24 protein-coding genes and 1 riboswitch are annotated in these 26,628 nt (G+C 59.6%); of the genes, 12 read left to right on the forward strand and 12 right to left on the reverse strand.

Annotated elements, in window-relative coordinates:
* Positions 1–12: 12 nt before the first annotated feature.
* Genes ACSHXH_RS10560 through ACSHXH_RS10595 form a run of 8 tightly spaced genes read right to left on the reverse strand, consistent with a single transcriptional unit; the run spans position 13 to position 9,549 of the window.
* The gene (locus tag ACSHXH_RS10560; RefSeq protein WP_435671753.1) at positions 13–1,167 is read right to left on the reverse strand and encodes a CaiB/BaiF CoA transferase family protein; all 1,155 of its coding nucleotides are present in this window, start codon (positions 1,165–1,167) and stop codon (positions 13–15) included.
* Positions 1,167–2,381, reverse strand: a complete 1,215-nt coding sequence (locus ACSHXH_RS10565; protein ID WP_435671754.1) for an acyl-CoA dehydrogenase — start codon at positions 2,379–2,381, stop codon at positions 1,167–1,169. Before ACSHXH_RS10565 ends, ACSHXH_RS10560 begins: the two co-directional genes overlap by 1 nt.
* Entirely contained in the window at positions 2,374–3,765 is a 1,392-nt protein-coding gene (locus tag ACSHXH_RS10570; protein WP_435671755.1) for an FAD-dependent oxidoreductase, read from the reverse strand. Before ACSHXH_RS10570 ends, ACSHXH_RS10565 begins: the two co-directional genes overlap by 8 nt.
* A gap of 3 nt (positions 3,766–3,768) precedes the next feature.
* Positions 3,769–4,638: an isocitrate lyase/PEP mutase family protein gene (locus ACSHXH_RS10575; RefSeq protein WP_435671756.1), complete on the reverse strand. Its 870-nt coding sequence runs from the start codon at positions 4,636–4,638 to the stop codon at positions 3,769–3,771.
* Positions 4,635–5,240 carry a cysteine hydrolase family protein gene (locus ACSHXH_RS10580; RefSeq protein ID WP_435671757.1) on the reverse strand — a complete coding sequence of 202 codons (606 nt, stop codon included), beginning with the start codon at positions 5,238–5,240 and terminating at the stop codon, positions 4,635–4,637. The genes ACSHXH_RS10575 and ACSHXH_RS10580 overlap by 4 nt, the downstream gene beginning before the upstream one ends.
* A gap of 3 nt (positions 5,241–5,243) precedes the next feature.
* Entirely contained in the window at positions 5,244–7,301 is a 2,058-nt protein-coding gene (locus ACSHXH_RS10585) for a hydantoinase/oxoprolinase family protein (protein WP_435671758.1), read from the reverse strand.
* Positions 7,298–8,992 carry a hydantoinase B/oxoprolinase family protein gene (locus ACSHXH_RS10590; RefSeq protein ID WP_435671759.1) on the reverse strand — a complete coding sequence of 565 codons (1,695 nt, stop codon included), beginning with the start codon at positions 8,990–8,992 and terminating at the stop codon, positions 7,298–7,300. Before ACSHXH_RS10590 ends, ACSHXH_RS10585 begins: the two co-directional genes overlap by 4 nt.
* Positions 8,989–9,549 (reverse strand): nuclear transport factor 2 family protein, encoded by a 561-nt coding sequence (locus ACSHXH_RS10595; protein ID WP_435671760.1) that lies wholly within the window; start codon positions 9,547–9,549, stop codon positions 8,989–8,991. The genes ACSHXH_RS10590 and ACSHXH_RS10595 overlap by 4 nt, the downstream gene beginning before the upstream one ends.
* A 130-nt stretch (positions 9,550–9,679) precedes the next feature.
* Between ACSHXH_RS10595 and ACSHXH_RS10600 the strand changes: the two genes are divergently transcribed.
* From ACSHXH_RS10600 to ACSHXH_RS10655, 12 genes are all read left to right on the forward strand, one after another.
* Positions 9,680–10,474 (forward strand): GntR family transcriptional regulator, encoded by a 795-nt coding sequence (locus ACSHXH_RS10600; RefSeq protein ID WP_435671761.1) that lies wholly within the window; start codon positions 9,680–9,682, stop codon positions 10,472–10,474.
* A complete protein-coding gene (leuC, locus tag ACSHXH_RS10605) occupies positions 10,471–11,871 on the forward strand; it encodes a 3-isopropylmalate dehydratase large subunit (RefSeq protein WP_435671762.1) in 1,401 nt (466 codons plus the stop codon). Before ACSHXH_RS10600 ends, leuC begins: the two co-directional genes overlap by 4 nt.
* Positions 11,868–12,515, forward strand: a complete 648-nt coding sequence (gene leuD, locus ACSHXH_RS10610) for a 3-isopropylmalate dehydratase small subunit (protein WP_435671763.1) — start codon at positions 11,868–11,870, stop codon at positions 12,513–12,515. Before leuC ends, leuD begins: the two co-directional genes overlap by 4 nt.
* A gap of 41 nt (positions 12,516–12,556) precedes the next feature.
* On the forward strand, positions 12,557–13,570 hold the full coding sequence (gene dctP, locus ACSHXH_RS10615; RefSeq protein ID WP_435671764.1) for a TRAP transporter substrate-binding protein DctP: 1,014 nt from the start codon (positions 12,557–12,559) through the stop codon (positions 13,568–13,570).
* Positions 13,571–13,623: 53 nt separating this feature from the next.
* Complete coding sequence (locus tag ACSHXH_RS10620; RefSeq protein WP_435671765.1) at positions 13,624–14,130, forward strand: TRAP transporter small permease; 507 nt, start codon at positions 13,624–13,626, stop codon at positions 14,128–14,130.
* A complete protein-coding gene (locus tag ACSHXH_RS10625) occupies positions 14,130–15,440 on the forward strand; it encodes a TRAP transporter large permease (RefSeq protein ID WP_435671845.1) in 1,311 nt (436 codons plus the stop codon). Before ACSHXH_RS10620 ends, ACSHXH_RS10625 begins: the two co-directional genes overlap by 1 nt.
* A gap of 175 nt (positions 15,441–15,615) precedes the next feature.
* On the forward strand, positions 15,616–17,040 hold the full coding sequence (locus tag ACSHXH_RS10630; protein WP_435671766.1) for a circularly permuted type 2 ATP-grasp protein: 1,425 nt from the start codon (positions 15,616–15,618) through the stop codon (positions 17,038–17,040).
* Positions 17,041–17,044: 4 nt separating this feature from the next.
* Positions 17,045–17,986 (forward strand): alpha-E domain-containing protein, encoded by a 942-nt coding sequence (locus ACSHXH_RS10635; protein WP_435671767.1) that lies wholly within the window; start codon positions 17,045–17,047, stop codon positions 17,984–17,986.
* A gap of 21 nt (positions 17,987–18,007) precedes the next feature.
* The gene (locus ACSHXH_RS10640) at positions 18,008–18,805 is read left to right on the forward strand and encodes a transglutaminase family protein (protein ID WP_435671768.1); all 798 of its coding nucleotides are present in this window, start codon (positions 18,008–18,010) and stop codon (positions 18,803–18,805) included.
* A 10-nt stretch (positions 18,806–18,815) separates the two neighbouring features.
* Positions 18,816–19,556 carry a peptidase gene (locus tag ACSHXH_RS10645; protein ID WP_435671769.1) on the forward strand — a complete coding sequence of 247 codons (741 nt, stop codon included), beginning with the start codon at positions 18,816–18,818 and terminating at the stop codon, positions 19,554–19,556.
* Positions 19,557–19,578: 22 nt separating this feature from the next.
* Positions 19,579–20,532 (forward strand): carbohydrate kinase family protein, encoded by a 954-nt coding sequence (locus tag ACSHXH_RS10650; protein WP_435671770.1) that lies wholly within the window; start codon positions 19,579–19,581, stop codon positions 20,530–20,532.
* A 4-nt stretch (positions 20,533–20,536) separates the two neighbouring features.
* Positions 20,537–21,196, forward strand: a complete 660-nt coding sequence (locus tag ACSHXH_RS10655) for a transaldolase family protein (RefSeq protein WP_435671771.1) — start codon at positions 20,537–20,539, stop codon at positions 21,194–21,196.
* On the opposite strand, the gene ACSHXH_RS10660 is transcribed toward ACSHXH_RS10655, so the two are convergent.
* From ACSHXH_RS10660 to ACSHXH_RS10675, 4 genes are all read right to left on the reverse strand, one after another.
* Positions 21,191–21,493, reverse strand: a complete 303-nt coding sequence (locus tag ACSHXH_RS10660; RefSeq protein WP_435671772.1) for a hypothetical protein — start codon at positions 21,491–21,493, stop codon at positions 21,191–21,193. The genes ACSHXH_RS10655 and ACSHXH_RS10660 overlap by 6 nt on opposite strands.
* A 100-nt stretch (positions 21,494–21,593) precedes the next feature.
* A riboswitch (cobalamin riboswitch) is annotated at positions 21,594–21,787 on the reverse strand.
* Positions 21,788–22,030: 243 nt separating this feature from the next.
* A complete protein-coding gene (locus ACSHXH_RS10665) occupies positions 22,031–25,636 on the reverse strand; it encodes a DUF4214 domain-containing protein (RefSeq protein WP_435671773.1) in 3,606 nt (1,201 codons plus the stop codon).
* Complete coding sequence (locus tag ACSHXH_RS10670; RefSeq protein ID WP_435671774.1) at positions 25,633–26,061, reverse strand: hypothetical protein; 429 nt, start codon at positions 26,059–26,061, stop codon at positions 25,633–25,635. The genes ACSHXH_RS10665 and ACSHXH_RS10670 overlap by 4 nt, the downstream gene beginning before the upstream one ends.
* A gap of 232 nt (positions 26,062–26,293) precedes the next feature.
* Positions 26,294–26,626, reverse strand: coding sequence for an EamA family transporter (locus ACSHXH_RS10675; RefSeq protein WP_435671775.1), 333 nt, complete (start codon positions 26,624–26,626; stop codon positions 26,294–26,296).
* Positions 26,627–26,628: the final 2 nt, after the last annotated feature.

A 26,628-nucleotide genomic window follows, 5' to 3' on the forward strand; every position in this document is an offset into this window, starting at 1 on the left:
AAGGCCGGGTGGTCAGTCTTTGATTGACCACCCGGATGCGCGGACCTTGTCCGTGTGCGTCCCAAGCGATGGGGCTGTGCGGTCAAGCGCAAGGTTTGACGCGCTGAAGGTAATGGGGGTGCGGACACCGGGCACACCTTGGGGGGCGATCTTCATCTCGCGGTGAATGATTTGCGGATCGTCAAAGACCTCTCCGACCGTGTTGATTGGCGAGGATGGCACCTTGACCGTCTTGAGCGCATCCAGCAGTCCCGCCTTGGTCCATTTTGCCGTTTCTGCCTTGAGGATCGGCACCAGTGTATCGCGGTGCTTCACCCGGCTAGCGTTGATCAGGTAGTCGGTGTGTTCGGCAAGATCGGCGCGGCCTAGCACGCCACACAGGCGCTGATACTGGCCGTCATTGCCGGACGCGATGATGATATCGCCGTCCGAGACCGGGAACACTTCGTAGGGCACGATATTGGGGTGCTGATTGCCCATGCGGTTGGGCGACTGACCCGTCGCAAGGAAGTTCATCGCTTGGTTGGCAAGACTGCCTGTGCCCGCATCCAGCAGGCTCATGTCGATATGTTGCCCTTGGCCGGTCGTTTCTCGCACCCGCAGCGCCGCCTGAATGGCGATCACCGAATAAAGGCCGGTATAGACATCCGTCACCGCGACGCCCACCTTTTGCGGCTCTCCTTTAGGGTCGCCGGTGATCGACATGAGACCGGACATGCCTTGGATCAGGTAGTCATAGCCTGCGCGTTCGGCATAGGGGCCGGTTTGGCCAAAGCCGGTGATCGAACAATAGACGAGTCCGGGATTGATGGCGTTCAGGCTGTCATAATCCAAACCGTATTTGGCCAGTCCTCCGACCTTGAAGTTTTCGATAAGCACATCCGCCTCTCGCGCCAGCTTCAGCACAAAGGCGCGTCCGTCCTCGGTCGTCAGGTCAGCCGTGACCGAATATTTGCCCCGGTTGCAGCTGTAGAAATACGCGGCCGTGGGTGTATCTTCGCCCTCGCGTTCAATGAATGGCGGCCCCCAAGTGCGCGTGTCGTCGCCCTTGGGGCTTTCCACCTTGATGACCGTGGCCCCCAGATCGGTCAAGGTTTGGCCAACGATCGGCCCGGCAAGGATGCGGGCCAATTCGAGGACTTTCAGACCTTCCAGCGGCGCTGCCATCAGAAGAACGCCTGCAACCCTGTTTGTGCGCGGCCAAGGATGAGGGCGTGCACATCATGCGTGCCTTCATATGTGTTGACCGTTTCAAGGTTCTGCGCATGGCGCATGACGTGATATTCCGCCATGATGCCATTGCCTCCATGCATGTCGCGGGCATGGCGCGCGATCTCCAAGGCCTTGCCACAATTGTTGCGCTTGATCAGGCTGATCGCCTCGGGCGCGGCGGTGCCCGCATCCAGCATCCGACCGACCTGCAACGCAGCGTGCAGGCCCAGCGTGATCTCTGTCTGCATGTCGGCCAGTTTCTTTTGGAAAAGCTGCGTCTGTGCCAAAGGCTTGCCAAACTGCACGCGGTCCAAGCCGTAGGACCGTGCGCGATGCCAGCTGTCTTCGGCGGCGCCCATCACACCCCATGCGATGCCATAGCGCGCGCGGTTCAGACACCCGAACGGCCCCTTGAGGCCCTCGACATCCGGCAGCAGCGCATCTTCGCCGACCTCGACATCCTTCATCACGATCTCGCCGGTGATCGACGCACGCAGCGACAGCTTGCCGTTGATCTTGGGCGCGGACAGGCCCTTCATGCCCTTCTCAAGCACGAAGCCCTTGATCTTGCCGCCATGTGCGTCGGACTTGGCCCAGACGACGAACACATCCGCAATCGGGCTGTTCGAGATCCACATCTTCGCACCGTTAAGGACATAGCCACCGTCGGTCTTCTTGGCGACGGTCTTCATGCCCGCAGGGTCGGACCCGGCCTCTGGTTCTGTCAGGCCGAAACATCCGATCAGCGTGCCAGCCGCGAGACCGGGCAGATATTTCTTGCGCTGCTCATCTGTGCCGTAGGCATGGATCGGGTACATCACCAAAGAGCTTTGAACGCTCATCATCGACCGATAGCCGCTGTCGATCCGCTCCACCTCGCGGGCGACAAGGCCATAGCTGACATAGTTCGCGCCCAAGCCGCCGAATTCCTCGGGAATGGTCACACCCAGCAGACCCATTTCGCCCATCTCGGCGAATATCTCGGGGGCGACGCCTTCGTTCAGGTACATATCGGACACGCGTGGCAACAGCTTGTCCGTTGCATAAGCCGCCGCACTGTCGGCGATCATCCGCTCTTCTTCGGTCAGTGAGGCGCGCAAGCCCAGCGGGTCTTCCCAGTCGAATTTGGCAAGTGAGGGTCCGTGACCCGCATGTGTCGCATCAAGCATGTCCATTGTCCTCTTTCATGTCATTGGCCGCAGCCGTTCCGGCGATACGCCCGAGCACCGTTGCTGCCAGAAGTCCGTTCCCAGACAGATACCCGCTATCGCCGGAACCTGAAACACCCACCGCCGCACCGCCCGCCGCGAAAAGGTTTGGAAACACGCCCCCCGCCTTGCGGTACACGCGCGCCTCTTGGTTGATCATCAGCCCACCTTGCGTGTGAAACAAGGCTCCGGTCACCTTTACCGCACAATATGGCGGTTTGAGCGGTTCGCCAAGGAAGCTGCGTCCAAAAGTGTCAGGCCCGTCCGTCGGAATGTCGGCCAGCGTTCTGATCAGTGCGTCTTCCGGAAGGGCCGTGACCTCGGCCATCTCTGCCAAAGTCGCGGCGCTTCGGATCGCGCCGATCGCTTCGGCGTCCTTGAAGTCCTGAAACTGTCGCGCAATCCCGGCGATGCGGCTGTCAAATATCGTCCAAGCCACGCCTTCGGGCTGTGCCAGCACCGCGCGGGCGGCTTCTGAATAGCCTTGGCTTTCGTCCCAGAACCGCTCTCCGCGCAGGTTCACTTGAACGCCGCCTTGAGTGATCACCGCCCAGGTGATCAGGATGCCTTGCGGATATGCGACATTGCCATGGCCCTGATAGGCGCCCAGATGCAGCGTCTCGGCCCCAAGCGCATTGCCCCAGGTCACCGCGTCGCCCTGATTATAGTCGTGTCCGAACCAGACCGCGTTTTCAATCTCGGGCATGAATTTGCGCACCATGTCGCGGTTGCCGCCATACCCGTTGCAGGCCAAAACCAGTGCGCCGCATCCGATATCTTCGGTCCCGGTCGGACCGTCCAGTCGCACGCCTTGGATGATATTGCCGTTTACAAACAGCGCAGTGGCGCGGCGGTTGCAGATGATGTCGATGCCCTGCGCTTCGCAGGCGGTTCGCAGCCGGTCGATCAATTCACGACCCGCGCGGGTTGGAAGACCGTGCATGCGGCGGCGCGAATGGCCGGGATAGTCGAAATCCGTCACCACCGAGAATGGCAGGTCAAACCTGTCCGCCAGCCATTCAATGACAGGGCCAGAGGCGCTGGCCAGCAGATCAACAAGGTCTTGCGGGTTTTCCCCCTTGGCCTTTTTTTGGATGTCGTTGGCAAACAGGTCGGTGCGGTCCTCAATCCCGGCGTCGCGCTGAAACCGGGTGCCTGCGGCGGGTATCAGACCGGCGGACAAAGCGGTTGATCCCGAAGGCGTTGCATCCGCCTCGATCACAAGAACGTCCGCCCCGGCATCCGTCGCGGCGAGTGCGGCCACCAAACCGCACGCCCCTGCGCCGACGATGAGGACCGGCACGTTCAGATCGAAACCAGATACAGGAGGCGTCAGGACTGACATGGCTTAGTCGTTCCCACCATTTTCATACCGCTTGCCAGTTGCGAGCATCGCGTCTGTGCCAAGGCGTGTGTTCAGCCCTTTAAAATCAAACATCTGTTCGGCGAAGGGGCGGTTGCTGCCATTGGTCTTGAGGCTGGCATAATAGTCCTCGGCGGTGCGGGCGAGGGCGCGCACGATACCGCCGGGGAAGATCACGATTGAAAAGCCCATCGCTTCCAGGTCCGAGGCGTTCTGGATCGGTGTGGCACCACCTTCGACCATGTTGGCAAGCAGTGGCACGCGACCCTTGAAGCGATCCGTCACTGTCTTCATTTCGTCCACCGACCGCAGCGCCTCGACAAAGAGCGCGTCTGCCCCCGCCTCGACATAAGCCTCGGCCCGGTCGATCGCGGCGTCAAAGCCCTCCACTGCGACGGCGTCGGTGCGGGCGACGATCAGCGTGTCATCGCTGGCACGCGCATCGGCCATCGCGGCGATCTTGCCGACCATTTCCGCCGTTGGAATGATGGATTTGTCCGCCAGATGGCCGCAGCGTTTTGGATAGGTCTGGTCCTCGATCTGCAAGGCATTTGCGCCCGCGCGTTCATACATCCGCATCGTGCGCTGCGCGTTCAGGGCGTTGCCAAAGCCAGTATCGGCGTCGATGATGACGGGCAGGTCCACGCAGTCGCGGATCAGGGCCATCGTATCGGTCATCTCGCTGACTGAAGTCAGGCCAATATCGGGGCGACCAAGGCGCGTGTAAGCCACCGCTGCGCCACTGAGATAAATCGCCTCAAACCCGGCTTGCGCGGCAAGCGTTGCAGTCAGTGCGTCATAGACGCCGGGCGCTACAAGGATTTGATCGGCGGCAAGCCGCGATTTCAGGGTCATGCCAGCATATCCAGCATCTCGGCGCAGGTCACATTCGGGCAGACGGATGCAAGCGACAGCAGTGTGGCATCATGCACCTCTTGTTTGAAAGCCGCGCAGCCATCGGACAGCAAAACGGTATGCAGGTTGCGCAAATGGGCGTCGCGGGCGGTGCTGGCGACCCCACCATTGGTGACGATCCCGCCGATGATGAGCGTGTCGATATCCAGCGCGCGCAGAATGTATTCTAGCCGCGTCTGGTAAAGCGCGGAATACGCCACCTTTTCAATCGTGTAATCTGCGGGCGCCAGCGTATCGACAAGGCTGTGGCCAAACTTGCCCGGCGCAAAGTCGCCTTTGCCTAGGAAGGGGCGCAGCTCTTTCAGATGTGGTGCGATCAGCGGTTCGTCATTTGGTCCGGGCACCAGCGTAAACTGGGCGCTAATGTAAGTGCCGCCCTTGGCACGCAGAGCGTCAGCCACGGGTTTGATCCGGGCGGGCAGGGCCGTGATTGCTGCTGCCGTTTGGCCAGCACGGCCATAGGCCCCGTCGGGGTGCAGAAAGTCGTTTTGCAGGTCGATGGTCAGAAGCGCCATGCGCGTCGGGTCGATTTTATGCGCCATGTCTCAGTCCTCGTCCCGTGTGATGATCGTGTTGCCGGAGGTGTCCACCTTTGCCGTCAGGCCGGGGTCCACAAGAACGGTTGTGTCGGGTTGAACAAGGATCGCGGGGCCTTTGATTTCGGCACCGACCGGCAAGTCCAACCGATTGTAGATCATGGTTTCAAACCATGCATCGCCGAAATGCACCTTGCGCGTTCCTGTGTGCGCCGCTTCGACCGTGCCGCCTTTGGGAGCAAGTGTGGTGAGGTCAAATTTGGGACGACGCCCGATGACGGCGGTGCGCAGGTTCATCACCCGGCGCGTGCCGTTCTTGAGCAGGCGTCCATATGTGGCCTGATAGCCGGCATCGAACGCTGCCTCGACCTCTTCGATGGTGGGCGCTTTGACCGCGGTGCCGTCGAGCGTGATTGGCAAGGGCACGGCGACCGTATGGGTCTGGCCCACATAGGCCATGTCCAGTTCCACCACGATATCGCGTGCATCGAACCGGGTTTGCGCGGCATTGAGCAGCGCCATTCCGTCGTCGATATGCTTTTGCAATACGCTGCGAAGCGCGTCCGTGTCCAAAGTTGCGGTCAGCGTGTTGATCGTCTGTACAAAGTCCTGGCGCATATCGGCAATCACACAACCCATCGCGCTGGTCACACCAGGATAGCGCGGGACAATCGCGCTGCCGATGCCGACCTCGTTCAGAATTGCGCCGGTGTGCAAAGCACCGCCGCCGCCGAAGGGCATGAAGGCAAAGCGTTTCGGATCAAACCCGCGTTCGATGCTGACCAGACGGATCGCGCCCGCCATGCGCGAATTAGCTATCCGCAGGATCGCCTCGGCGGCCTCGACCGTGCTGAGGTTCAGCTTCTGCCCAACATGCAGGTCGATCGCCTTGGCTGCTGCCTCCACGTCCAGTCGGTCCAGCTTGCCTCCGATTGGATTTTCGGGGTCGATCCGGCCCAGGACGACATTGGCGTCGGTCACTGTAGGGCGGTCATTGCCCTGACCATAGGCCACCGGGCCGGGTGTTGACCCCGCGCTTTCGGGGCCGATGTTGAGCAACCCGCCCTTGTCGACCCACGCGATAGACCCGCCGCCTGCGCCAATGGTCGTGATCTCGATCATCGGGTTGCGGACCACCATGCCGAAGTCGATGGAGGTTTGCGGCGACAGCATGGACTGCCCCTGGGCGATCAGTGCCACGTCAAAGCTGGTGCCACCCATATCGCCCGTGATGACGTTGTCGAACCCGGCGGTCGCGGCGATATGCCCGGCGGCGATCACGCCCGCGGCGGGGCCGGAGAGCGCCGTGCGAATGGGCAGGCGGCAGGCCGTTTCGGTGCCCATCACGCCGCCATTGGATTGCACGATCATGAATTCGCCGGTGAACCCGCCTTTGGTCAGGGCTTGGTCTAGCCGGGTGATGTAACCCGACACTTCTGGTTGAAGATAGGCGTTGAGCGCGGTGGTCGAAAAGCGTTCGAATTCGCGGATTTCGGGCAGGATTTCCGAGGAACAACTGACGTGATCATTGGGCCACATGCCACGGACGGCGGCGACGGCCATGGCCTCGTTTTCCGCGTTGGCATAGGCGTTGGCAAAGAGAATTGCGACCGCCAGACAGCCCTCGTCGATCAACTGCTGTGCGGCGGCTGTGACCGCTTCCAGATCGACAGGCGTGCGGATCGTGCCATCTGCCAGCGTCCGTTCAGGTACTTCAAGTCGCAGGTTGCGGGGCACAACGGGGCTAAAGTCACCGCGTAAGCCCCAGGTGCGGGGCCGGTCGCGGCGGCGCATTTCAAGAACGTCGCGCAGGCCTTGTGTGGTGATCACGCCGATCTTGGCACCCTTGCGTTCCAGCAATGCGTTGGTGCCAGCCGTCGTGCCATGCACGACAGCAGCAACACTGGACAGGTCGTCAACCTGCTGGTGGATGCCGTCCAGAAAGCCGCCGGACTGGTCGGGCCGCGTGGTGGGCACCTTGGCCACTTGGGCCACGCCCGTTGCCTCGTCCAGCACGAACACATCCGTAAACGTGCCGCCGACATCGACGCCGATCATCTTGGTCATGCTGCGACCTCTTTCCATGCGGGGCCGTAAAGGTCAGTGGCCGCATCGGGTGTGAGATACCCAAGCGCTACGTCCTGTGCCACGTCCTGTGCTGCGCGATTGGTCGCCGGGCCGTAGCCGCCGCCGCCCGGTGTCTCAAGGCGCACGGCTTGGCCTTTGGACAGCTTGATACCGAGCATCTTGGACGCCAATGGCGGGGTTTCCCATCCGCTGTCTTGTTCATAGTGAAAGACGTTCATCGCGCCCGTGCCGCCGCCTTGCACACCTTGCGGGGCAAAGCGTCCACGTTCGCCGAACAGAAACGCCTCGGCGCTGTCCTCAAGCAGTTCAATCTCGTAGGTGGCCCCCAGCCCGCCACGATGCGCGCCTGCTCCGGCACTGTCGGGGCGCAGTGCCCATTGGCGGAACATGACGGGGTAGGCAGCCTCCAAGATTTCCATCGGTGGTATCGTCGCGGTTGAGATTGGCGCGTTTCCGTGGTTCAGGCCGTCCGACTCAAAGCTGCCACCGTGCCCACCACCATAAAAGCTGAACATCACCCAGCGCTGCCCATTCGCCCGCTTGCCTGCAATCGACAGTGCGTTGATCGTGCCGTAAGCGTTGGCGACAACCCGGTCCGGGGCGGCTTGGGATGCGGCGCTAAAGATCACGTCGATCATGCGTAGGATGGTTTCGGTATACCCACCAACCGGCGCGGGAAACTCGGCAGAGAGCAGCGACCCGTCCGGCACCCGCACATCAATCGGTCGCATCACACCGGCATTGGCGGGCAGGTCGGGAAAGATATGCTTGATTGCGACATAGGCTGTGGCCACTGCCGTCGGATAGGCGATATTCACCGGGCCTGCGGTCACGGGGGCGGTGCCTTCGAAATCGAGCACCATCCGGTCGCCGCTGATCTCAAGCGCGACCTTGATCGGCAAGGCAACATCCGTGATGCCATCGTTATCAAGGTAGTCGACCGCCTCCCACCGCCCGTTCGGCAGGCTGGACAGCTCGGACCGCATCAGCGCTTCGGCCCTGTCGCCAAGCGCATCAAGCGCTGCGGATACGGTGCTTGCCCCGTATTCGCCCAAAAGCTCATCCAGCCGTTTCACACCCAGGTCAAGCGCGCCCAACTGACCGTTGAGATCGCCCATCGCCGATTGCGGCAGGCGGGTGTTGCGCATCAGGATGTCGATGATGTCTTGTTGAATCACCCCAGCGCGCGCCAGTTTCACCGGCGGCAGGATGAACGCCTCTTGGAAGGCCTCGGTCGCAGACGGGTTGTAATTGCCGGGCACTGCGCCGCCCACATCGTGCCAGTGGCCGACACTGGCAAGGTAGCAGAACAGCTGACCATCGCGGAAATAGGGCCGCACCAGCCGCATGTCCGAAAGGTGTGTGCCCCCGATATGTGCATCGTTGAAAATGTAGATGTCGCCATCGGCCAGATCATCCGCTTCGGCGGCCTTGTCGATCACGGCTTTCACGGCGAAAGCCATGACGCCCACAAAAATCGGCAGCCCGGATTTGCCCTGCACCAGCGTGTCGCCCGATGCTGCGTGGTAGAACCCGTGCGACGCGTCATGGGCCTCGGCGATGATCGGATTGAAGGCCGCGCGAAACAGCGTCGCGTCCATCTCGTCGGCGATCTGTTCCATTCGGCCAGCCAAAACGGCGAGGGTGATCGGGTCAATCGCAGTGGTCATTTTGCCTGCACCTCGGCCATGTCGTTCCAGACGTCCTGACGCACGATCTTGCCTCCGGTGATTTCAAAACGGTCGATAAAACGGATACCCTCAAACGGGGTGCCGTCCATCCATTCCCCATAGAGCGTGCCGCGCGCGTAGACGACGGCAACACCGCCGCTGTGCGCGGCATCGAACCCGTCATAGATTTTCTTGACAAACCGGTAGCGGCCCTTGGACCACTCGATAAGTTCGGAGAGCTGCGTCATCGGTTGTGTCGCGGGGAACACCATCTGAAAGTCGTCGCCCAGCATCGCCTGTGCCGTACGCAGGTCGCGCGCTTCCACCGCGCTCAGGTAGGCGCGGACGATTTGCACGGGGTCAGGCAAGGCGGGCGCGGGTGTGCGGTGCTGACCGCCTCGGGCATAGGCCTCGGAGGGGTATTCATGCAACATCACCGTAATGGCCTCATCGGGGGCCGGAACGACAAATCTGATGGCGTCCGTGAGGGCCGATGTCAGCCGGGACTTCTCGGTGGCATTATATCCTTCAAGGATATGCGCTTCCACAATCGGCATCGGAATCTCCCAAAAATCTGCACTTTTCATATAACAGGTTTTGGTATATTGAAAGACCATCATTCGCAGATTCTTTGCTGTGCCACCGAAGGGGCCTCGAGGATCGCCAAGCAGCAGGGGCCGCGCTTTCGTGACGATCAACGCGCATTCCGGACTTCCAGAAGGTGGTAAGGCCCGCAGGGTTTACCTGTTGCTGCGCGACGAAATATCAAACGGCGGTTTCAAAGATGGCGTGCGCCTGCCCGGTGAGCACAAGCTGGCTGAGGCATTCGACGTTTCCCGCATCACCATCCGTCGCGCGTTGGACGCGTTGGCGGCTGACGGGTGGATCGAAAAGAAAACTGGCGCAGGGTCTGTTGTGCGGGCGGGCGCGCAGAACGGTCAGAGATTGTCAGCAGATTTCGCAACCCTGATCCCGCATCTCGTTGAGATGGACCGTAAGACCACTGCGCGGCTTTTGTCGTTTTCCTATGACACAGCGCCGGTGGCGGTGGCTGAGGCGTTGGGGATTGCCAACGGGGCCGAGGTTCAAAAGGCCGTGCGTGTGCGGTCTTCTGGCGGGCAGCCGTTTTCGCATCTTACGACCTATGTGCCCAAGGATATCGCGGTCAGCTATGATGAGGCCGATCTGGCGACGCAGCCGCTGTTTCGATTGCTTGAACGCAGCGGCGTGAGCGTGCAGAGCGCCCATCAGACGGTCACGGCTGCCTTGGCAACGCCCGACGTGGCCGAGGCGCTGGATGTGTCTGTCGGGTCGCCGCTCTTATTCGTGCAGCGCGTTGTGCGCGATGCCAATGGGCAGGGTGTGGAGCATCTTTCAGCGCTGTATCGACCCGATCTGTTTCGGTTGGAAATGGACCTTGCCCGCGTCGGTGCCGGTGAGGCGCGCCATTGGGAACCTGTGGTCGGGGGTGCAGCATCATGACCGCGCTTCGTCTACTCGACAAGCTGTGGGAGGCGCATGAAATCCTGCGCCGGGAGGACGGCACAAGCCTGTTATGGGTCGACCGGCATCTTGTGCACGAGGGGTCGCATCACGCCTTCGCCAAGATCGCGGAACGCGGCCTGCCGGTGGCTGAACCGGGACTCACCTTTGGTGTTGCGGATCACTATGCGCCGACGCGCGGCGCGCCTGCCACGGCAGCAATTGCGCGGATGATCGACACGCTTGCGGTGAACACCGTAGAGCACGGGATCACCTGTTTTGGTCTTGATGATCCACGTCAGGGGATTGTGCATGTGATCGGGCCCGAACAAGGCCTGAGCCTGCCCGGACTTTTGATCAATTGCGGGGACAGCCATACCTCTACCCACGGTGCGTTCGGGGCGCTTGCTTTTGGAATTGGCGCGACCGAGGTGGCGCATGTGTTGGCAACGCAAACGGTCTGGCAGAAAAAGCCCAAGGCGATGCGGATCGACGTGACCGGGCGGTTTGGCCCCGGCGTTGGCGCCAAGGATCTGGCGCTTGCGTGGATCGCCAAGCTGGGTGCCGACGGCGCGCGCGGACACGCCGTTGAATACACCGGACCTGCGGTGCGAGCACTGTCGATGGAAGGGCGCATGACGCTGTGCAACCTATCCATCGAAGGCGGGGCGCGCTTTGGCATGATCGCGCCGGACGACACGACTTTTGCCTATGTGAAGGGACGGCCCTTTGCGCCGACCGGGGCCGAGTGGGATCGTGCTGTCGCGTATTGGTCAACGCTGCCGTCGGATGCGGATGCCGAATATGCAGCGAGCGTGTCGCTTGACGCTTCTGAGATTGCGCCAATTGTGACTTGGGGCACCACACCAGACGACGCTTTGCCAGTCACGGCCACCATACCAGACCCGGCACGCTTGCACGGCAATGCTGCGGATCGCGCACGGGCTGCGCTGGAGTATATGGGCCTGACGGCGGGTCGTGCCCTGACGGATATCAGGGTTGACCAGGTGTTCATTGGGTCGTGCACCAACGCCCGCATCGAAGACCTGCGCGCAGCGGCGGCTGTGTTGGCCGGCCGGCAGTCCAAAGTGCCGGGGATCGTGTCGCCCGGATCGCAGCTGATCAAAGCACAGGCCGAGGCGGAAGGGCTGGACCGCATTTTCATCGACGCAGGCCTTGATTGGGTCGGGTCGGGCTGTTCGATGTGTGTTGCAATGAATGGCGACCTTGTAGAGCCGGGCAAGCGTTGTGCCTCGACCACCAACCGTAACTTTCGGGGCCGCCAAGGACGTGGCGCGCGCACGCATCTGATGTCGCCGGCGATGGTGGCCGCAGCGGCAGTGACCGGGCATCTGACGGACGTGCGTGATCTTTTGAAAGAGCGTGAGGTCGCATGAACGGATGGACGCAGCATACCGGTCTTGCCGTTGCGCTTGACCGCGAGAACGTGGACACGGATCAGCTGATCCCGGCGCGGTTCATGTCGACGCCGCGATCCGAGGGCTATGGGCACTTCCTGCTCAACGATTTCCGCTATGATAGCGACGGTGTGCCTGTGCCGGACTTCCCGCTGAACATCGTGCCGACCGCCAGCGTCCTGATCTCGCGCCGCAACTTCGGCAGCGGATCGTCGCGCGAAGCGGCGGTTTACGCGCTGGTCGATTTCGGTATCCGTGTCGTGATCGCACCGAGCTTTGGCGATATCTTTGCCAGCAACGCGGTGAATAACGGCCTGCTGCCTGCCCGCGTGACCGAAGCCGAGGCTGACGCCGTCCTTGCGCGGCTGGCCTTTGGCCCGCAGGAAATCACCATCGACCTGCCGGACCGGACCATCCGGTTTGGCGATACCATGCTTGGCTTCACGCTTGATGATGTCTGGCAGCAAAAGCTGATCAACGGGTGGGATGATATCGACCTCACCCAAACCCATAAACCGGCCATAGCGGCGTTCCGGGCACAGCATGTGCAGGGCAAGCCGTGGGTCATACCAGTCCAACAGACCAACGTCAGAAACGCGGAGCGGACCACCGTTTCGCAGTAACACAGGCCATGATTGGCCGAAGGGTGTAGGAGGAACTAACCATGAAAATGAACCTGTTCAAAGGCTGCCTTGCAGGCGGTGTGATGCTTGGCACAGTGGCCCAAGCGCAAGAAACGATCACCGCAGTGCATGCGTTTCCAGAAACGCTGATCTATACGCAAAGCTTTTTGTCCTTCGTTGATAAGGTCAACGAAGCGGGCGAGGGTGTGATCCAAATCGAAGTGCGCGGTGGCCCCGAAGCCATCGGCATGTTCCAGCAACCCGACGCGGTGCGCGACGGGATTGTTGACATGGTCTACACGCCCGGATCGTTCTACGGCGGTGCGCTGCCCGAGAAAGATGCACTTGTCGCGTCGAACCTCACGGCCATTGAAACCCGCGAAAACGGCGGGATCGAGATGATCGACCAAATCCATCAGGAACGCATGAACCTGAAATATCTCGGCTGGTTTGACAGTGGCGTGTGCTACAATCTCTGGACCCGCGATGCGCCGTCGTTTGACGATGCGGGTAACCTTGAAGTGGACGGCCTGCGTCTGCGCGGCAACGCTGTATATAATGCGTTCTTCACCAACTATCTTGAAGCGCAGGTAATCGACCTGCCAACCGGCGAAGTGTATTCCGCGCTGCAAAACGGCGTGGTGGATGCAACCGGCTGGACCCAGATTGGTCTCATTGACCTCAAATGGAACGAATTCCTGAACTACCGGATTGAACCCTGCTTCTTCTCGACCGATCTTGGGGTGATTGTGAACCTGGATACATGGAACGGGCTGAGCGACGCAGCCAAGACGATCCTTCAAGACACCGCGATCCAGCACGAGATCGACAGTGTCAACGCTCTGCGCACTAAGCGAGACGAAGATTTTGCCGCTCTGGACGCTGCTGGCATGAAGGTTGTCACGCTCGAGGGCGATGCAAAGGTCAACTACCTTGCCGCTGCACGCGAAACCACCTGGGCGCGGATGAAAGAGCTGATGGAAGCAGAGCCGACATCGGTCGCAGGCTATGATGACCTTATTGGCAAATTCTACGATCCCGCAGCTGATAACTAAGAACACTGGGCCGGGGACACACCCCGGCCCAATCACTTTGAACGGAACATCCCATGCGCGCAGTGATCCGGGCTTACGACGCTCTTTTATACACCATGGCTTTTATCGCCGCGATCACGCTTGTCTGGTTGATGGTATCGGTTGTCACATCCGTGGTGATGCGCAACCTTGGGTTCCAGCCATTTGCGTGGCTGTTCACTTCTGCGGAGTACGGCATCCTGTATATGACGATGCTGGGCGCGCCGTGGCTTGTGCGCGAAAAGGGCCATGTGCACATCGAACTGGTCACAGCCGCCCTGCCTTCGGCAGTGCGCCGGGTGGTCAGCCGTTTGGTCGCATTGGTGTGTGTGGCGGTGTCGCTGACCCTTGCGTGGTACGGGTTGGAGTTGTTCCTGACCAATATCGAACGCAACGATTTTGATGTGCGCGCCTATTACTATCCCCGTTGGTTGCTGACGATCACGTTCCCTATCGCGTTTTCTGTCATGGCGATTGAATTCGCGCGGTTCGTTTTCGGGGCCGATCTGATGCATTCGGGCGAAGCGGGGATTCACGAATGATGGAATGGTATGAAGCGCTTGGCCTTCTGGTTGGCAGCATCATGTTCCTCATGGCGCTGGGCATGCCCGTGGCGCTGGCGTTTCTGGCGGCCAACATCCTTGGCGCGTGGGTGTTCATGGGCGGAGAGCGGGGCATTGGCGCGCTTCTTAACAATGGGTGGGGAGCGCTGACGATCTTTGCGCTGGTGCCTATCCCGTTGTTCCTGCTGATGGGCGAGATCTTCTTCCAGACCGGGTTGGGCAGTCGCATGTTCTCGGCCATCGACAAGCTGTTGGGCCGTCTGCCGGGCCGCCTAAGCTATGTCACCGTGTTGGGCGGCACCGGATTTTCCACGCTGTCGGGATCGTCCATGGGGTCAACCGCGCTTTTGGGTTCGCTCATGGTGCCCGAGATGAACCGGCGCGGCTACAAAAGCCATATGTCCATCGGTCCGATCCTTGGCACCGGGGGGCTGGCGATCATCATTCCGCCCTCAGCGCTGGCCGTTTTGTTGGCGACGCTGGCCAAGATCGACGTAGGCGCTTTGTTGATCGCGGGGGTGATCCCCGGTCTGATTCTTGCGTCGTTTTATGTGGCCACGATCTATATCCAGACCCGGCTCGACCCTGACGCGGCCCCGGCTTATGATGTTGATCCGATGACGTCAGGCGAAAAGGCCAGCCTTTTGATGCGGGACGTTGTGCCGATGATCGGGCTGATGGTCGGCATTGTCATCATGATGATCAATGGCATCGTCACCCCGTCCGAGGCGGCAGCTTTTGGGGCGCTTGGTGTCTTGATCCTCGCTGCGCTTTATCGCTGCCTGACATGGGATGCGATCAAGAAATCCGTGCGTGGCGCGTTGCGCGTGACCTTGATGGCCTACCTGATCGTGTTCGGGTCAGCGACGTTCAGCCAGCTATTGGCGTTTTCGGGCGCATCTCGCGGGCTTATCACCTGGGCCACAGGATTCGATCTGGACCCGACATTGATGTTGCTTGTGATGTTTGGCGTGCTGCTTGTTCTGGGTATGTTCATGGAGCAAATTTCGATCATGCTGCTGACAGTGCCGATTTTCTTTCCGCTGGCCGCCACGCTTGGGTTTGATCCGATCTGGTTCGGTTTGATCATGCTTCTGGCGCTTGAGATCAGCTTTACCACGCCCCCTTTTGGGCTTTTGCTGTTCGTGATGAAGGGAGTGGCCCCAAAAGACACAACGATGCGCGAAATCTACCGTGCAGCGATCCCGTTTATTCTGTGTTCGCTGTTGGTGGTGGCGTTGTTGATCATGTTCCCGTTTCTGGCGACATGGTTGCCCGGCGTGGGGTAAAAAGGCGGCACCACCGCATTTTATATTCTACCCAAAGGCGACTTCGCGCTGGAATCTGTATTTCCGTTGGGCCAACAGGTTCGAAAGAGTCCAAAAATTAGGCAGTTCGCAAGATTTTTGAGCGGATCAGCCGACATCCGCTTGCGCGTGTCGCATCCTTGGGCAAGCGTTGCGTATGTCTGAACACTCTGTCTTTGATGAAATGTGGGGCCGCGACGAAGATTTGCGGGCACCCTACCATAATTTTCACAACTGGTTCGATCAGGAAGACCCAAAGCGATTGCGGGCCAAGAACCGCGAAGCCGAAGAGCTTTTCCGCCTGACCGGGATCACATTCAATGTTTATGGTCGCTCCGAGGCGGAAGAGCGTCTGATCCCCTTCGACATCATACCCCGGATCATCTCGGGCTCCGAATGGGCCAAGCTGTCGCGCGGGATTGAACAACGTGTGCGCGCGATCAACGCGTTCCTTCACGACATCTATCACACGCAGGAAATCATCAAGGCCGGGCGCATCCCGCGCGAGATGATTTCGCAAAACGAGGCCTTTCAGCCAAAGATGATCGGTGTCGATGTGCCGGGGGGAGTTTACACCCATATCGTAGGTATTGACCTTGTCTGCACAGGGCCGGGCGAATTCTACGTGCTGGAGGACAACGCGCGGACCCCATCCGGGGTGAGTTATATGCTCGAAAACCGGGAAACCATGTTGCAGATGTTCCCGGAACTTTTCTCAAAGAACCGCGTCCAACCGGTGCAGCAATACCCGATTGATCTCCGACGTTCGCTTGCGGCTTGCGCGCCCAAGATGGCCGGCGCGGACCCGACGGTCGCCGTTCTGACACCGGGGATCTACAATTCGGCCTATTTCGAACATGCGTTTCTGGCTGACCAGATGGGTGTGGAGCTGGTCGAAGGGCATGACCTGCGGGTGATCGATGGGCGTGTTGCGATGCGGACCACGCATGGCTACAAACCTATTGATGTGCTCTATCGTCGTGTGGATGACGATTTTCTTGACCCGCTGAATTTCAATCCCGACAGCCAGCTTGGTGTTCCGGGCATCATGGATGTCTACCGCGCTGGGGGTATCACCATCGCCAACGCGCCGGGCACAGGTATCTCTGACGACAAGGCGATCTATTCCTACATGCCCGAGATCGTTGAGTTTTACACCGGCGAACGCCCTTTGCTGCCCAACGTGCCGACCTGGCGCTGTTCTGAACCGGACTCGCTCGCGCATGTGTTGGAAAACCTAGAGGATCTGGTGGTCAAAGAGGTGCATGGGTCCGGTGGCTACGGCATGTTGATCGGCCCCACAGCAACCAAGAAAGAAATCGCGGCCTTCCGTAAAAAGCTCAAGGCGCGGCCCAAGAACTATATCGCCCAGCCCACGCTGAGTCTGTCCACCGTACCGATCTTTTCCAAAGCGGGTCTGACGCCGCGCCACGTTGATCTGCGGCCGTATGTTTTGGTCAGCCCGGACGGCATCAAGATCACGCCTGGCGGGTTGACGCGTGTGGCGCTTAAGAAAGGGTCGTTGGTTGTAAACTCGTCGCAAGGTGGTGGGACCAAAGACACTTGGGTCTTGGAGGAGTAGGGACATGCTGGGAAAAACCGCAAATGGCCTCTACTGGATGTATCGCTACATGGAGCGGGCCGAGAACACCGCGCGTTTGATCGAGACAGGTCAGCGCATCGCCCTCACGCGGCTGAATCAGACCGATGAGGAATGGCTGTCGGTGTTGAAATCTGCCGATTGCCTGTCCGGGTTCAAAGCCGCACATGACGATGTGTCCCGCGATCTGGCCGTCGACTGGATGTTGCGCAGCAAGGACAATCCATCGTCGATCATTTCAAGCGTTAACGCAGCGCGGCAGAACGCGCGCCTTGTGCGCACCGCGATCACCGGAGACGTCTGGGAAGCCGTGAACTCGGCCTATATGTCGCTGAAAAAGGCGCTGGCGCGAAAAGTGTCCGAGCGTGATCTGCCAAACGTGCTGCGCCTGATCCGGCACCACGCGGCGCTGGTGCGGGGCGTCACCCACGGGACGATGTTGCGCAACGATATTTACGATTTTGCCCGGCTGGGCACGTTTCTGGAACGTGCCGACAACACGGCGCGGATCTTGGATGTCAAGTATTACGTGCTCCTGCCCTCGGCCCGCGCGGTGGGCACGTCGCTCGACAACGTCCAATGGGAATCGATCCTGCGCTCGGTGTCCGCCCGCGGTGGGTTCCGCATGGAATACGGTGCAGGCGGTGGACCACGGGAAATTGCCGCTTTTCTGATCCTTGACAAAAGAATGCCCCGGTCACTGGCGTTCTGTGTTAGCAAGCTGTGCGATAACCTTGGCTATCTGGCCAGAGACGGTGATGGCGGTGCGGCATCGCGCGCAAAGGTCGGCGCGCTTGAAAACGGACTTCTGTCGCAGAACATCGATGATATCTTCGACTTTGGATTGCATCAATTCCTGCAAAAGACCCTGGAGGAAATCACCGGCATCTCGCGCCAAATTGAACAGGATTTTCGGTTCTATGCCTAAGCCCCTCCGCGTCCGTCGCATATGCGTCTGAGAATTGAACACACGACGACCTATCATTTCGGGACGGGCGTGATCTACGGCTTGCAGCAATTGCGCAAGACACCCAAAACTTCGTACAACCAATTCGTGACCCGTTGGGAAACGCGCATCGATGGTGGCCGCAAGGAAGTGTCGTTTGAGGATCACCACCACAACACCACCGAATTGATCAGCTTTGATCCCAACACGACTGATTTGTCCGCGACCAGCGAAGGTGAGGTCGAGATCACAGACAACGCGGGCATCCTTGGCCCGCATCACGGTTTGGCCCCGCTTTGGCTCTATGCCATGCCGACCCCGCGCACAGAGGCCGGGCCTGGCAGTCGTGCCTTGATCCGGGATATCGGCGCAGCACCCGGCATCGCAGAGCTGCACGCGCTCTCGGACCGTATCCGCACCGAAGTGCCCTACACGCTTGGCGCGTCTGAGCCTGACTGGACCGCCGAGGACGCGATCACGGCGGCAAAGGGCGTGTGTCAGGATCATACCCATATCTTCATCGCCTGTGTGCGCGCGCTAAAATTGCCTGCGCGCTATGTCAGCGGCTATCTTATGCTGAACGAAACAACGACACAGGATGCGATGCATGCTTGGGCCGAGGCGCATATAGAAGGTCTGGGCTGGGTTGGTTTCGATGTGTCCAACGGTGTTTCGCCGGATACACGATACGTTCGCGTTGCGACAGGGCTGGACTATTCCGATGCAGCACCGATATCTGGAACACGGATCGGCGGCGCCAGCGAGGAATTGCATGTCCGTATCAATGTAGTTCAGCAATAAAGGCATCTCAGTGACATATTGCGTTGGAATGATGCTGCGCAACGGGCTTGTGTTCATGTCGGACACCCGCACCAATGCCGGTTTGGACAACATCTCGACCTTCAAGAAGATGACGATCTGGGAAGAGCCGGGGGACCGGATGATGACTTTGATGTCGGCAGGCAATCTTGCCACGACCCAAGCCGTCGTCAGCCTGCTCGACGAGCGCAGCAAACAGCCCGAGGACAGAACGCCATCGCTGCTCAAAGCTCCGTCGATGTTTCAGGCCGCCTGCATGGTGGGCGACACGCTGCGAGAAGTGATCAAGGATCTCAAAGAAGGGGGGCAGCGCGCGGACACAGGCTTTGACGCAACCCTGATCCTTGGCGGTCAGATTGCTGGCAGCCCGCCGCGCCTGTTTCTGATTTATCCTGCAGGCAATTTCATCGAAGCCGGCGAAGATACGCCGTTCTTTCAGATTGGTGAGATCAAATACGGCCGTCCGATCCTTGTGCGCGCCTATGATCCCGACCTGTCTTTTTCGGCTGCACTCAAGCTGTTGCTTGTGAGCTTCGATTCCACCCTGAAGGCAAACCTGTCGGTCGCGGCCCCCTTGGATTTCTTCTGTTACGAGACAGACAGCCTTGAGAAAAAGCACGTTGGTCGGGTCGAAGCGGACAATGCAGAGTTTCAGGCGATCTCGACACAATGGGGCAATGCGCTTAAGCAGGCGCTCGACACGTTGCCAGACGTAGATCTGATCGAGCCTTAACCTAAAGAAGTCGAGCCTTGCCATGCCCACAAGCCCCGTTATCTGCGTCGGTGGTGAAAACCTTATTGACCACGTCACCCGGGATGAACAGGTCTCTGCGCTTGCCGGTGGATCGCCGTTCAATGTGGCAATGGCCTTGGGGCGGCAAGAGGCGTCTGTTCATTATCTCACGCCCATCTCAACTGACCGGTGGGGGGATACTCTGGCCGGGACGCTGATCCAATCAGGTGTGACGCTCAGTGGTGGGCGTGTCGATGCGCCGACGACGATTGCGCGGGTGACAGTGACCGACGGTATTCCGTCCTACCTGTTTGAACGCGATGGCACCGCAGAGCGCCATGTTACACCCGCGTCGCTGGCCGCTGCCATGCCCGCCGAAACCGCAGCGTTGCACACTGGGTCGCTTGCTCTGACTGACGGTGCCGATGCCGATGCGTGGGAAGAGACCTGTATGTCGGCGTTTGCGGCGGGAACGCTTGTTTCGCTCGATCCCAATGTGCGTCTGTCGGTGATCACTGATATCGAGGCCTACCGCGCACGGATCTTCAGGATGATGCAGTCTGTGCATGTCCTGAAGCTCAGTGATGAGGATCTCGAAGGGCTGTGCCCCGACATGGCGCAAGCCGATGCGCTTGATCTGGTGCGGGGCAAAACCTCTGCGGTGCTTGTGGTCATGACCAAAGGGCCAGATGGCGCAACCGCATGGCGCGGTGACACGCCGGTCGATATTCCCGCGCCGCCCGTTCCCGGACTGGTCGATACTGTGGGCGCAGGCGACACGTTCATGGCCACGCTTTTGTCGGGGCTCGCGCGGATGAACACGCTGACCCCGGCAGCTTTGACAACACTGGACGCCGTGCAGGTTGACGCATTGATCCGTCGCGCTGGCATGGCTGCCGCGATCAATTGCAACCGGGCGGGATGCAATCCGCCGACACTTGTGGAATTGGACGCAGCGATGTCCGCCGCAGGCTGACAGAATGGATCTGTACCTCGACACAGCGGATGATGCGGCTTGGGCCGATCTCATGCCGACGGGGCTGTTCAAGGGGATCACCACCAACCCCCTTTTGGCTGTGCGTGCGGGGCTGGATTACCCGACAATCGATTGGAGCGCCAAAGCGATGCGCGCGCGCGACCTTGGTGCACAGGAATTGCACGCGCAGGTTTTTGGCTCGGTTGACGGCTATGTCGCATGGGCTGGCGCGCTATACGAGGCCGGGGCCGCGGCCGGTCTGCGGACTGTGGTCAAGATACCCATGACCGAGGCTGGCATCCGCGCTGTGCCTGCGATCAAGGCGCTGGGTGGTCCAATCCTCATGACCGCACTGTATCACCCCAAACAGGTCTTTGTTGCCAAGGCTTTGAACGCGGATTTTGCAGCCCCGTATTTTGGCCGTATGTCCGAGGCAGGATTACCCGCGGTCGAGATGCTCGACCAGATGCATGAAATTGCGCGGGGCCGCCCCCGATTGCTCGTCGCATCCTTGCGTAGCGCGGATCAGCTGGTTGCGCTGGCGCAGCGTGGACTTGACTGTTTCACCCTGTCGCCAGAAGTCGCCCAAACGCTGCTGGGCGATTCTTTGACAGATGCTGCCGCCGCCGCCTTCGAGGCCGCCGCAGCTGGGCAGGGATCATAGCGACAAACGGCGTTCCTTGGCACCGCCCCGCCTGCGCGGTTTCGGCAGCGCCAGATCCAGTGGCGTCAGCGGCGCATCCAGTGACGTTTTCAGAAGCTTGCAGAACTCGGCCACCGCCGGATCGGTGTCGCGGAACGGCGCAGCGGCCATATAGGCACAGGTGGCCTCGGTGAGGTAACAGACTTGTGCGGGCAGGCTGCCCAGCCATTGCATATACCCCAATTGCCCAATTTCGCGCGCGCGTTCAGGCGTGCGAGGATTGACCTGAAGTTGGGTCAAGGTTCGTTCAATAGACATAAAGCGCCCTCCGCGCTGGGGCAGAGTGCTAGGAGGTCGTGGTCATGAATCGCACCGATGGGGCGCAAGGCAGATCGACCCCCGGTGCACCCCGCCCGGTTTCAGTTCTCGGGTGATGGCAGGTCTCCTGACTCGCGGGTCGTCATGCAGATCGCACCTTCCCAGGCTCTTCGGCCCAGTGGTCTTGCGCGATGCACTTGCCGCTTACAGTTGCGGGGGCAGTCACGGAATTTCACCGCATTCCCTATTCGGCAGGCGCGTATGACGCCAACCACCATCGCCTACAGGTTCACAGAAGGCGCGATTCCAATCAAGTCGCATGATCAAGATAGGTCGCATTCGACGCACCCCGACAGGTGATAAACCTTTGTTAAGGCCTTGGTGCGACAACGGGGCAATTCTTGGGCAGACACGCCCGGTGGCTTTGCAAAGGTTCCCCACACAATGTCAGCAGTTTTGACGATCCTTCAGCTTTATCGCCACTTCTTTCGTGTCTGCCGGGCCGCCCGCTTTCGGCGCATGGCCCTTTGGTTTTGGTCAGGTCGCAAACGGGTCATTAGTGACCCCGACCAGTTGCATCAGGAAACCGTCGCTTGTTCCGTCAAGAATGTCGGCATACAGCGCATCGCTTTGCGCAATTCCGGCCTGCAAGCTGGCAACCGATCCATCAAACCCTTGCATGACCATGTTGGCATCGGTGCCGTCAGACATCCCGCGAGTGATTGCAAAATGCCCCCCCAGCAAGACCTTGTTCGCAAGGTAGGCGGCATCCGCCGCGCCGCCGGTCTCGGCTTTGGCACCGGCCAGTATCGCCTGGATAAACGTGGGCGGCGTGATCGCGCTGTCGCGTTCCAGAAGATCGAGCCAATAGGCCCTGCCAACGGCATCCGGGTCGCGGCCCAGCACGTTCTGGTAAACGGCATCCACGAAGGACGGCAGGTCATCAAAGTTTCCGTACAAGGCGCGGGTTTCCGGCTGGTCGAAAAAATACGCAGCGATTTGATCGAGCCTCAGGCCACCGGCCATCTGGTCCCCCCAATAAAACAGGCCAATGGCGTCAGGAGCCCGATTGAAATACGCTATGTAGAGTTCGGTCAACGCGGCCATCGACGCACCATCCAAGTCAGCCATGCCATCAAACATGCCAAGCGACACCCCGTCAGACCCAAAAGGCGCGGTCTCTTGGCCGAAATCGATCCATTCGACATTGCGCAGACCCGTGGGGCCGGACCCATCCATGCGATTTTCGATCCAGACCAAATCGGATGCAAACCTGACGGAATAGGTGGCCTGATTGCCGTCCATGACCACGATGTCGGTTCCCCCCCGGCCATCAATCATACCATCTGCATTGTCGCCCTCGATCCTGTCGTTTCCGTTCGTGCCCCGTACCGGCACATCGTCGCCGCGGTCGGATGACGGTGTCACCGTGCCGGGGTTTGGATCTGACTGATCGACAAAAGGCTGCACAATCGGATCTGGCAAACCTGCGTCCAGCCCGTCTGCAAGCCAGTCTGCAATCGTGTTCAGGTTCGCCGCGACCGCCGGGTGCACAGAATCTGGAACGGGGAAGTCCGCAGGTGGCCTGCTCCCAAAAACAGTTGTGTAATGCGTCATTGCAGCAAGAAAATACAACGTGGGTGTGCCGTGTGGGCCATCGTCAAGGTAAAGGTCAGTGGGTTGCAACCCACCAAGCCCAAGCTCTTGATCGTCAAGCATCTGCGCTATCTGCGGTCCAACACTGATCAACCGCACATCAAGATCGGGTCGGGCGGTTCGGATGATATCGGTCAGTGTCACCCACCAATCGTGCCATTCCCCGGTCATGTAGGTCTGCCATGCATCAAATTCCGCCTGTGACGGTGGGAATGTTGACACAAACCCCTCCATTTCTGGCCAGGTTTCATAGATGTTGATCGCCGCACCGGGCGCGCGTGCTTCGGCCCAGTCAATAATCCGTAGCGCGGATGCCGCCGGAGAGGTTTGTGGGTCAATCCAATATGGGCTGTCTGGGGATTGATCCTGCACGAAATTCACGGCTGAGATCGTGATCTGGGTGAACTGAGCATCTGCGAAACTTTGGCCAGTGTCGGGATCCCAAGCCTCTTCCACATTTGGCAAAGTGACGTGTGGGTTGGGGGGCAGATCGTCATGTTGTGTCAACATACCCGTCTGCATGGCGACCGCGTATGATTGTCCCGCCGCATCTGCCATCATGTTGACCCAATGGGCCACAGACAATTCCGGGTCGCCCACGGCCCAGACGAAAAGGTCGTTGCCAAAAACGTATTCCCGCACGTCTTGGGTCGGGTTGGGCTGCGGCGCGGGGGTAGGTTCGGGCTGTGCAGGCGGAGCCGGATCGGGTGTCGGTGCAGGTGTCGGATCATCTGCGGGTTCGTCGCGGTCAACCGCAGAGTCGGGTGCGGGCGGTGGGCCAAAGTCTGTCGGTTGCGACGCCCATGTGCCGTCCTTCATATGGTCTGGTGCGGGATGTGTGTCCATGAAACGGACAACTGCGTCATGGCGGGCAGTCGCATCCTCAAGATGGCGCAATGATCCCCAACTGCCCCATTGGTTCGGCTCGGACACATCGACAAACGCGTTGAAAAGCGTCCCGCCTGCGGCCTCCCACCCGGCAAGAAGCTCTGTATAGAGTTGCCCCATCCCTTCGGAATAGTTCAGGTAGGTGAAGAATTCTGTCAGCAGGTCATTCTGGGCCCATGGCCCAACCCCCACGACATGCGTGCCGCCTTCGTACATCACAAGGTCAAGCCCATGCGCATCCGCCGCCGCTTTGTGATAGCGAAAAAGCTCAAACAGGCCTTGCAGTGAATCCTCGGCATTGCCGGTGACAGACCCGTCCCGAAGTTCTTGCACGGCAAGGCGTTCGGCCAGGTCAAACCGATGGTCGGCAAAATAGGCCGATGCCGCCGCGCCGGTAAGCCCTTGCGATGCGGCCTCCTGCCGGGCCTGCGCCTCGCTCTGCGCGATCCAGTTCAGGACGGCGCCCGCTTTTTCATCTGTGCCCAGAGAATTGCCAAAATATCCTGTGATCGCGTAGGTGTCGAAGGACAGATAGGGGGCTGTGTTGGCTGCGCTGAGCGCGGTCCATGCCGGTGCATCAATAATCGCGTCTTCCAGACCGGGCCAATAGGTATGGGTCGCAATGACCTTGACCAGTTGATCTTCAACGCCAGCATAGATCTGATCCAGGATGCGTGCCATTTCTACCGATCTGGCCCCGTATTCCTGAACCCACCCGTCCCCAAGGTCTTGACCAAAGCGGTCGCGCGCCGCTTGTGCGGCATCTTGGGCCTGATCGAACAACCAGTTCCACACCTCGTTGGACAGTTCGATATGGGCGCGCAGGTCCGGGTTCAGATTGTCCCGCACATAAGTGGCCAATTCGCGGATGAAATTGGCATCCGCGTGCCAAGGAATGTTGAGCCAGGGTTCCGTGCCGGTCGCATTGGCAAGGTCAATCATTACTTCGATCGGAACACCGCCATGATAGGTGTAATCAGCCACCTGCGGGCGTTCTGACCAGCTTTGCATGTTGGAGTCGTTCGTTTCCTGCCAGTCCATGAACCGTAGGGAATGAGCGTCGTCGATCAGATCAAGCCATAGCGGGTTGAACAGCTGGCCAGCCTCATGGGCGGGGATGTGCTCTTGTTTGACCACTTCGATGTTGCGCAAATAATTTCCCGTGTTTTGCGGGTCTGTTGCGCTGATCGAGATGGTGACCATACCGTCCCCCGTAGGGGTGTAATTGAACCAGATCTCGCCCGCCGACCGCGACACGATCTCTGCTCCGAACACGGTGATATCGCCCGCGCCGTCAAAACTCAGCCGGTACAACCCGGCAGTATAGGTCGCCTCGGCCGGCATTTCCGTCAGGATAAAGGTCTGGATCTGTTCAACGCCCGGCGGAATGTCGGTGATCCAGCCATTGTCGTCCATCACCCCCATCGCCGCGAGGTCTTCTGCCATATAGGCACCCCACTGGCTGTCGGTGTGGGCGTGCCAAGGACGCGCGGTTTTGAACACGTCAAGGAACGGCTGTTGCACGCTCCAATCAACGACGCCGCGAAGCCCAAATGCCATCGCCGCTCCAGTAGTCTGCGTTCCGAAAACGTTGGTCATGCGAAATGCCTCCACGCTGATGGGTGGTGCAAAGACCTCGTTCCAAATTGGGAAATGCCTGTTTGGTCGGACTGCGATAGGGAAAGACAATGGGCATCCGGCACAGTGGTCTCTGCACGTTGCTTGAGCCATTTCCAGGTCGCAACGACCGCATCCTTGGCGTCGCCACAGACAAACGCGTTTGGACCTGTCACATGTGTGTTCTGGCTCATGCGGCCTAGCTTGGGAGAAGATGTCCCCCAAATGCAGACTGGCAAAAGTATGGATTTTATTGCATTTGAACGGCGCTTTTCCCGTTCGGGGCGTTGCCCACTATGACAAGAAAAAAAGCCGACTATCGATTGAAAGCCGCCAAATGAATTCAACCCAGATGCTATCGCCGCCGCAGAAATCTGCGTTCCGAACATGTCGGTCAAGGGTTCCATGCCCCACTCCACTCATTCAAAACGCCCCCGAGGCAAGTGTTGGGGGTTAGAGTGTGAACGCGGTCTTAAAGGCGGATTTTGTGCGAAATTTTAGCAGTGCGCTTTGGAATTCTGGCGCTCAGTTGGTTCAGAATTTTTCGGATAAATATCAGTAGTTTAACCGGAAAAAACTCACCTCTCAAGAAGTGAAGGGGTATTCTTGGATAGCTGCATGAAGTGGGGAAGATTTAATTTAACCGCCGCGCGCCATGACCAAAAGGCCCACGATGATCAGTCCAAGCCCGATCAAGCGGCTGGTTTGCACCGGTTCGCCCAGAAACAGCATCCCTGACCCGGCCACCATGACAAAGCTCATGGCCACAAACGGATAGGCAAGTGACAGATCAAGCTGGCGCAGCGCAAAAAGCCAGAACACGGTGCCCACGCCATAAAGCGCCAGACCCAGCATCACCATGGGCGAAAACACCATGCCAAGCGTCTTGATCCAAACGTTTGCCGCCGCGGGTGTCACAACGTTGCTAACACCAACTTTGAACGCGGTTTGACCGAGGGCTGACAGAGACACGC

This window comes from Marivita sp. (genome assembly GCF_051251565.1).
Classification (GTDB): domain Bacteria; phylum Pseudomonadota; class Alphaproteobacteria; order Rhodobacterales; family Rhodobacteraceae; genus Marivita.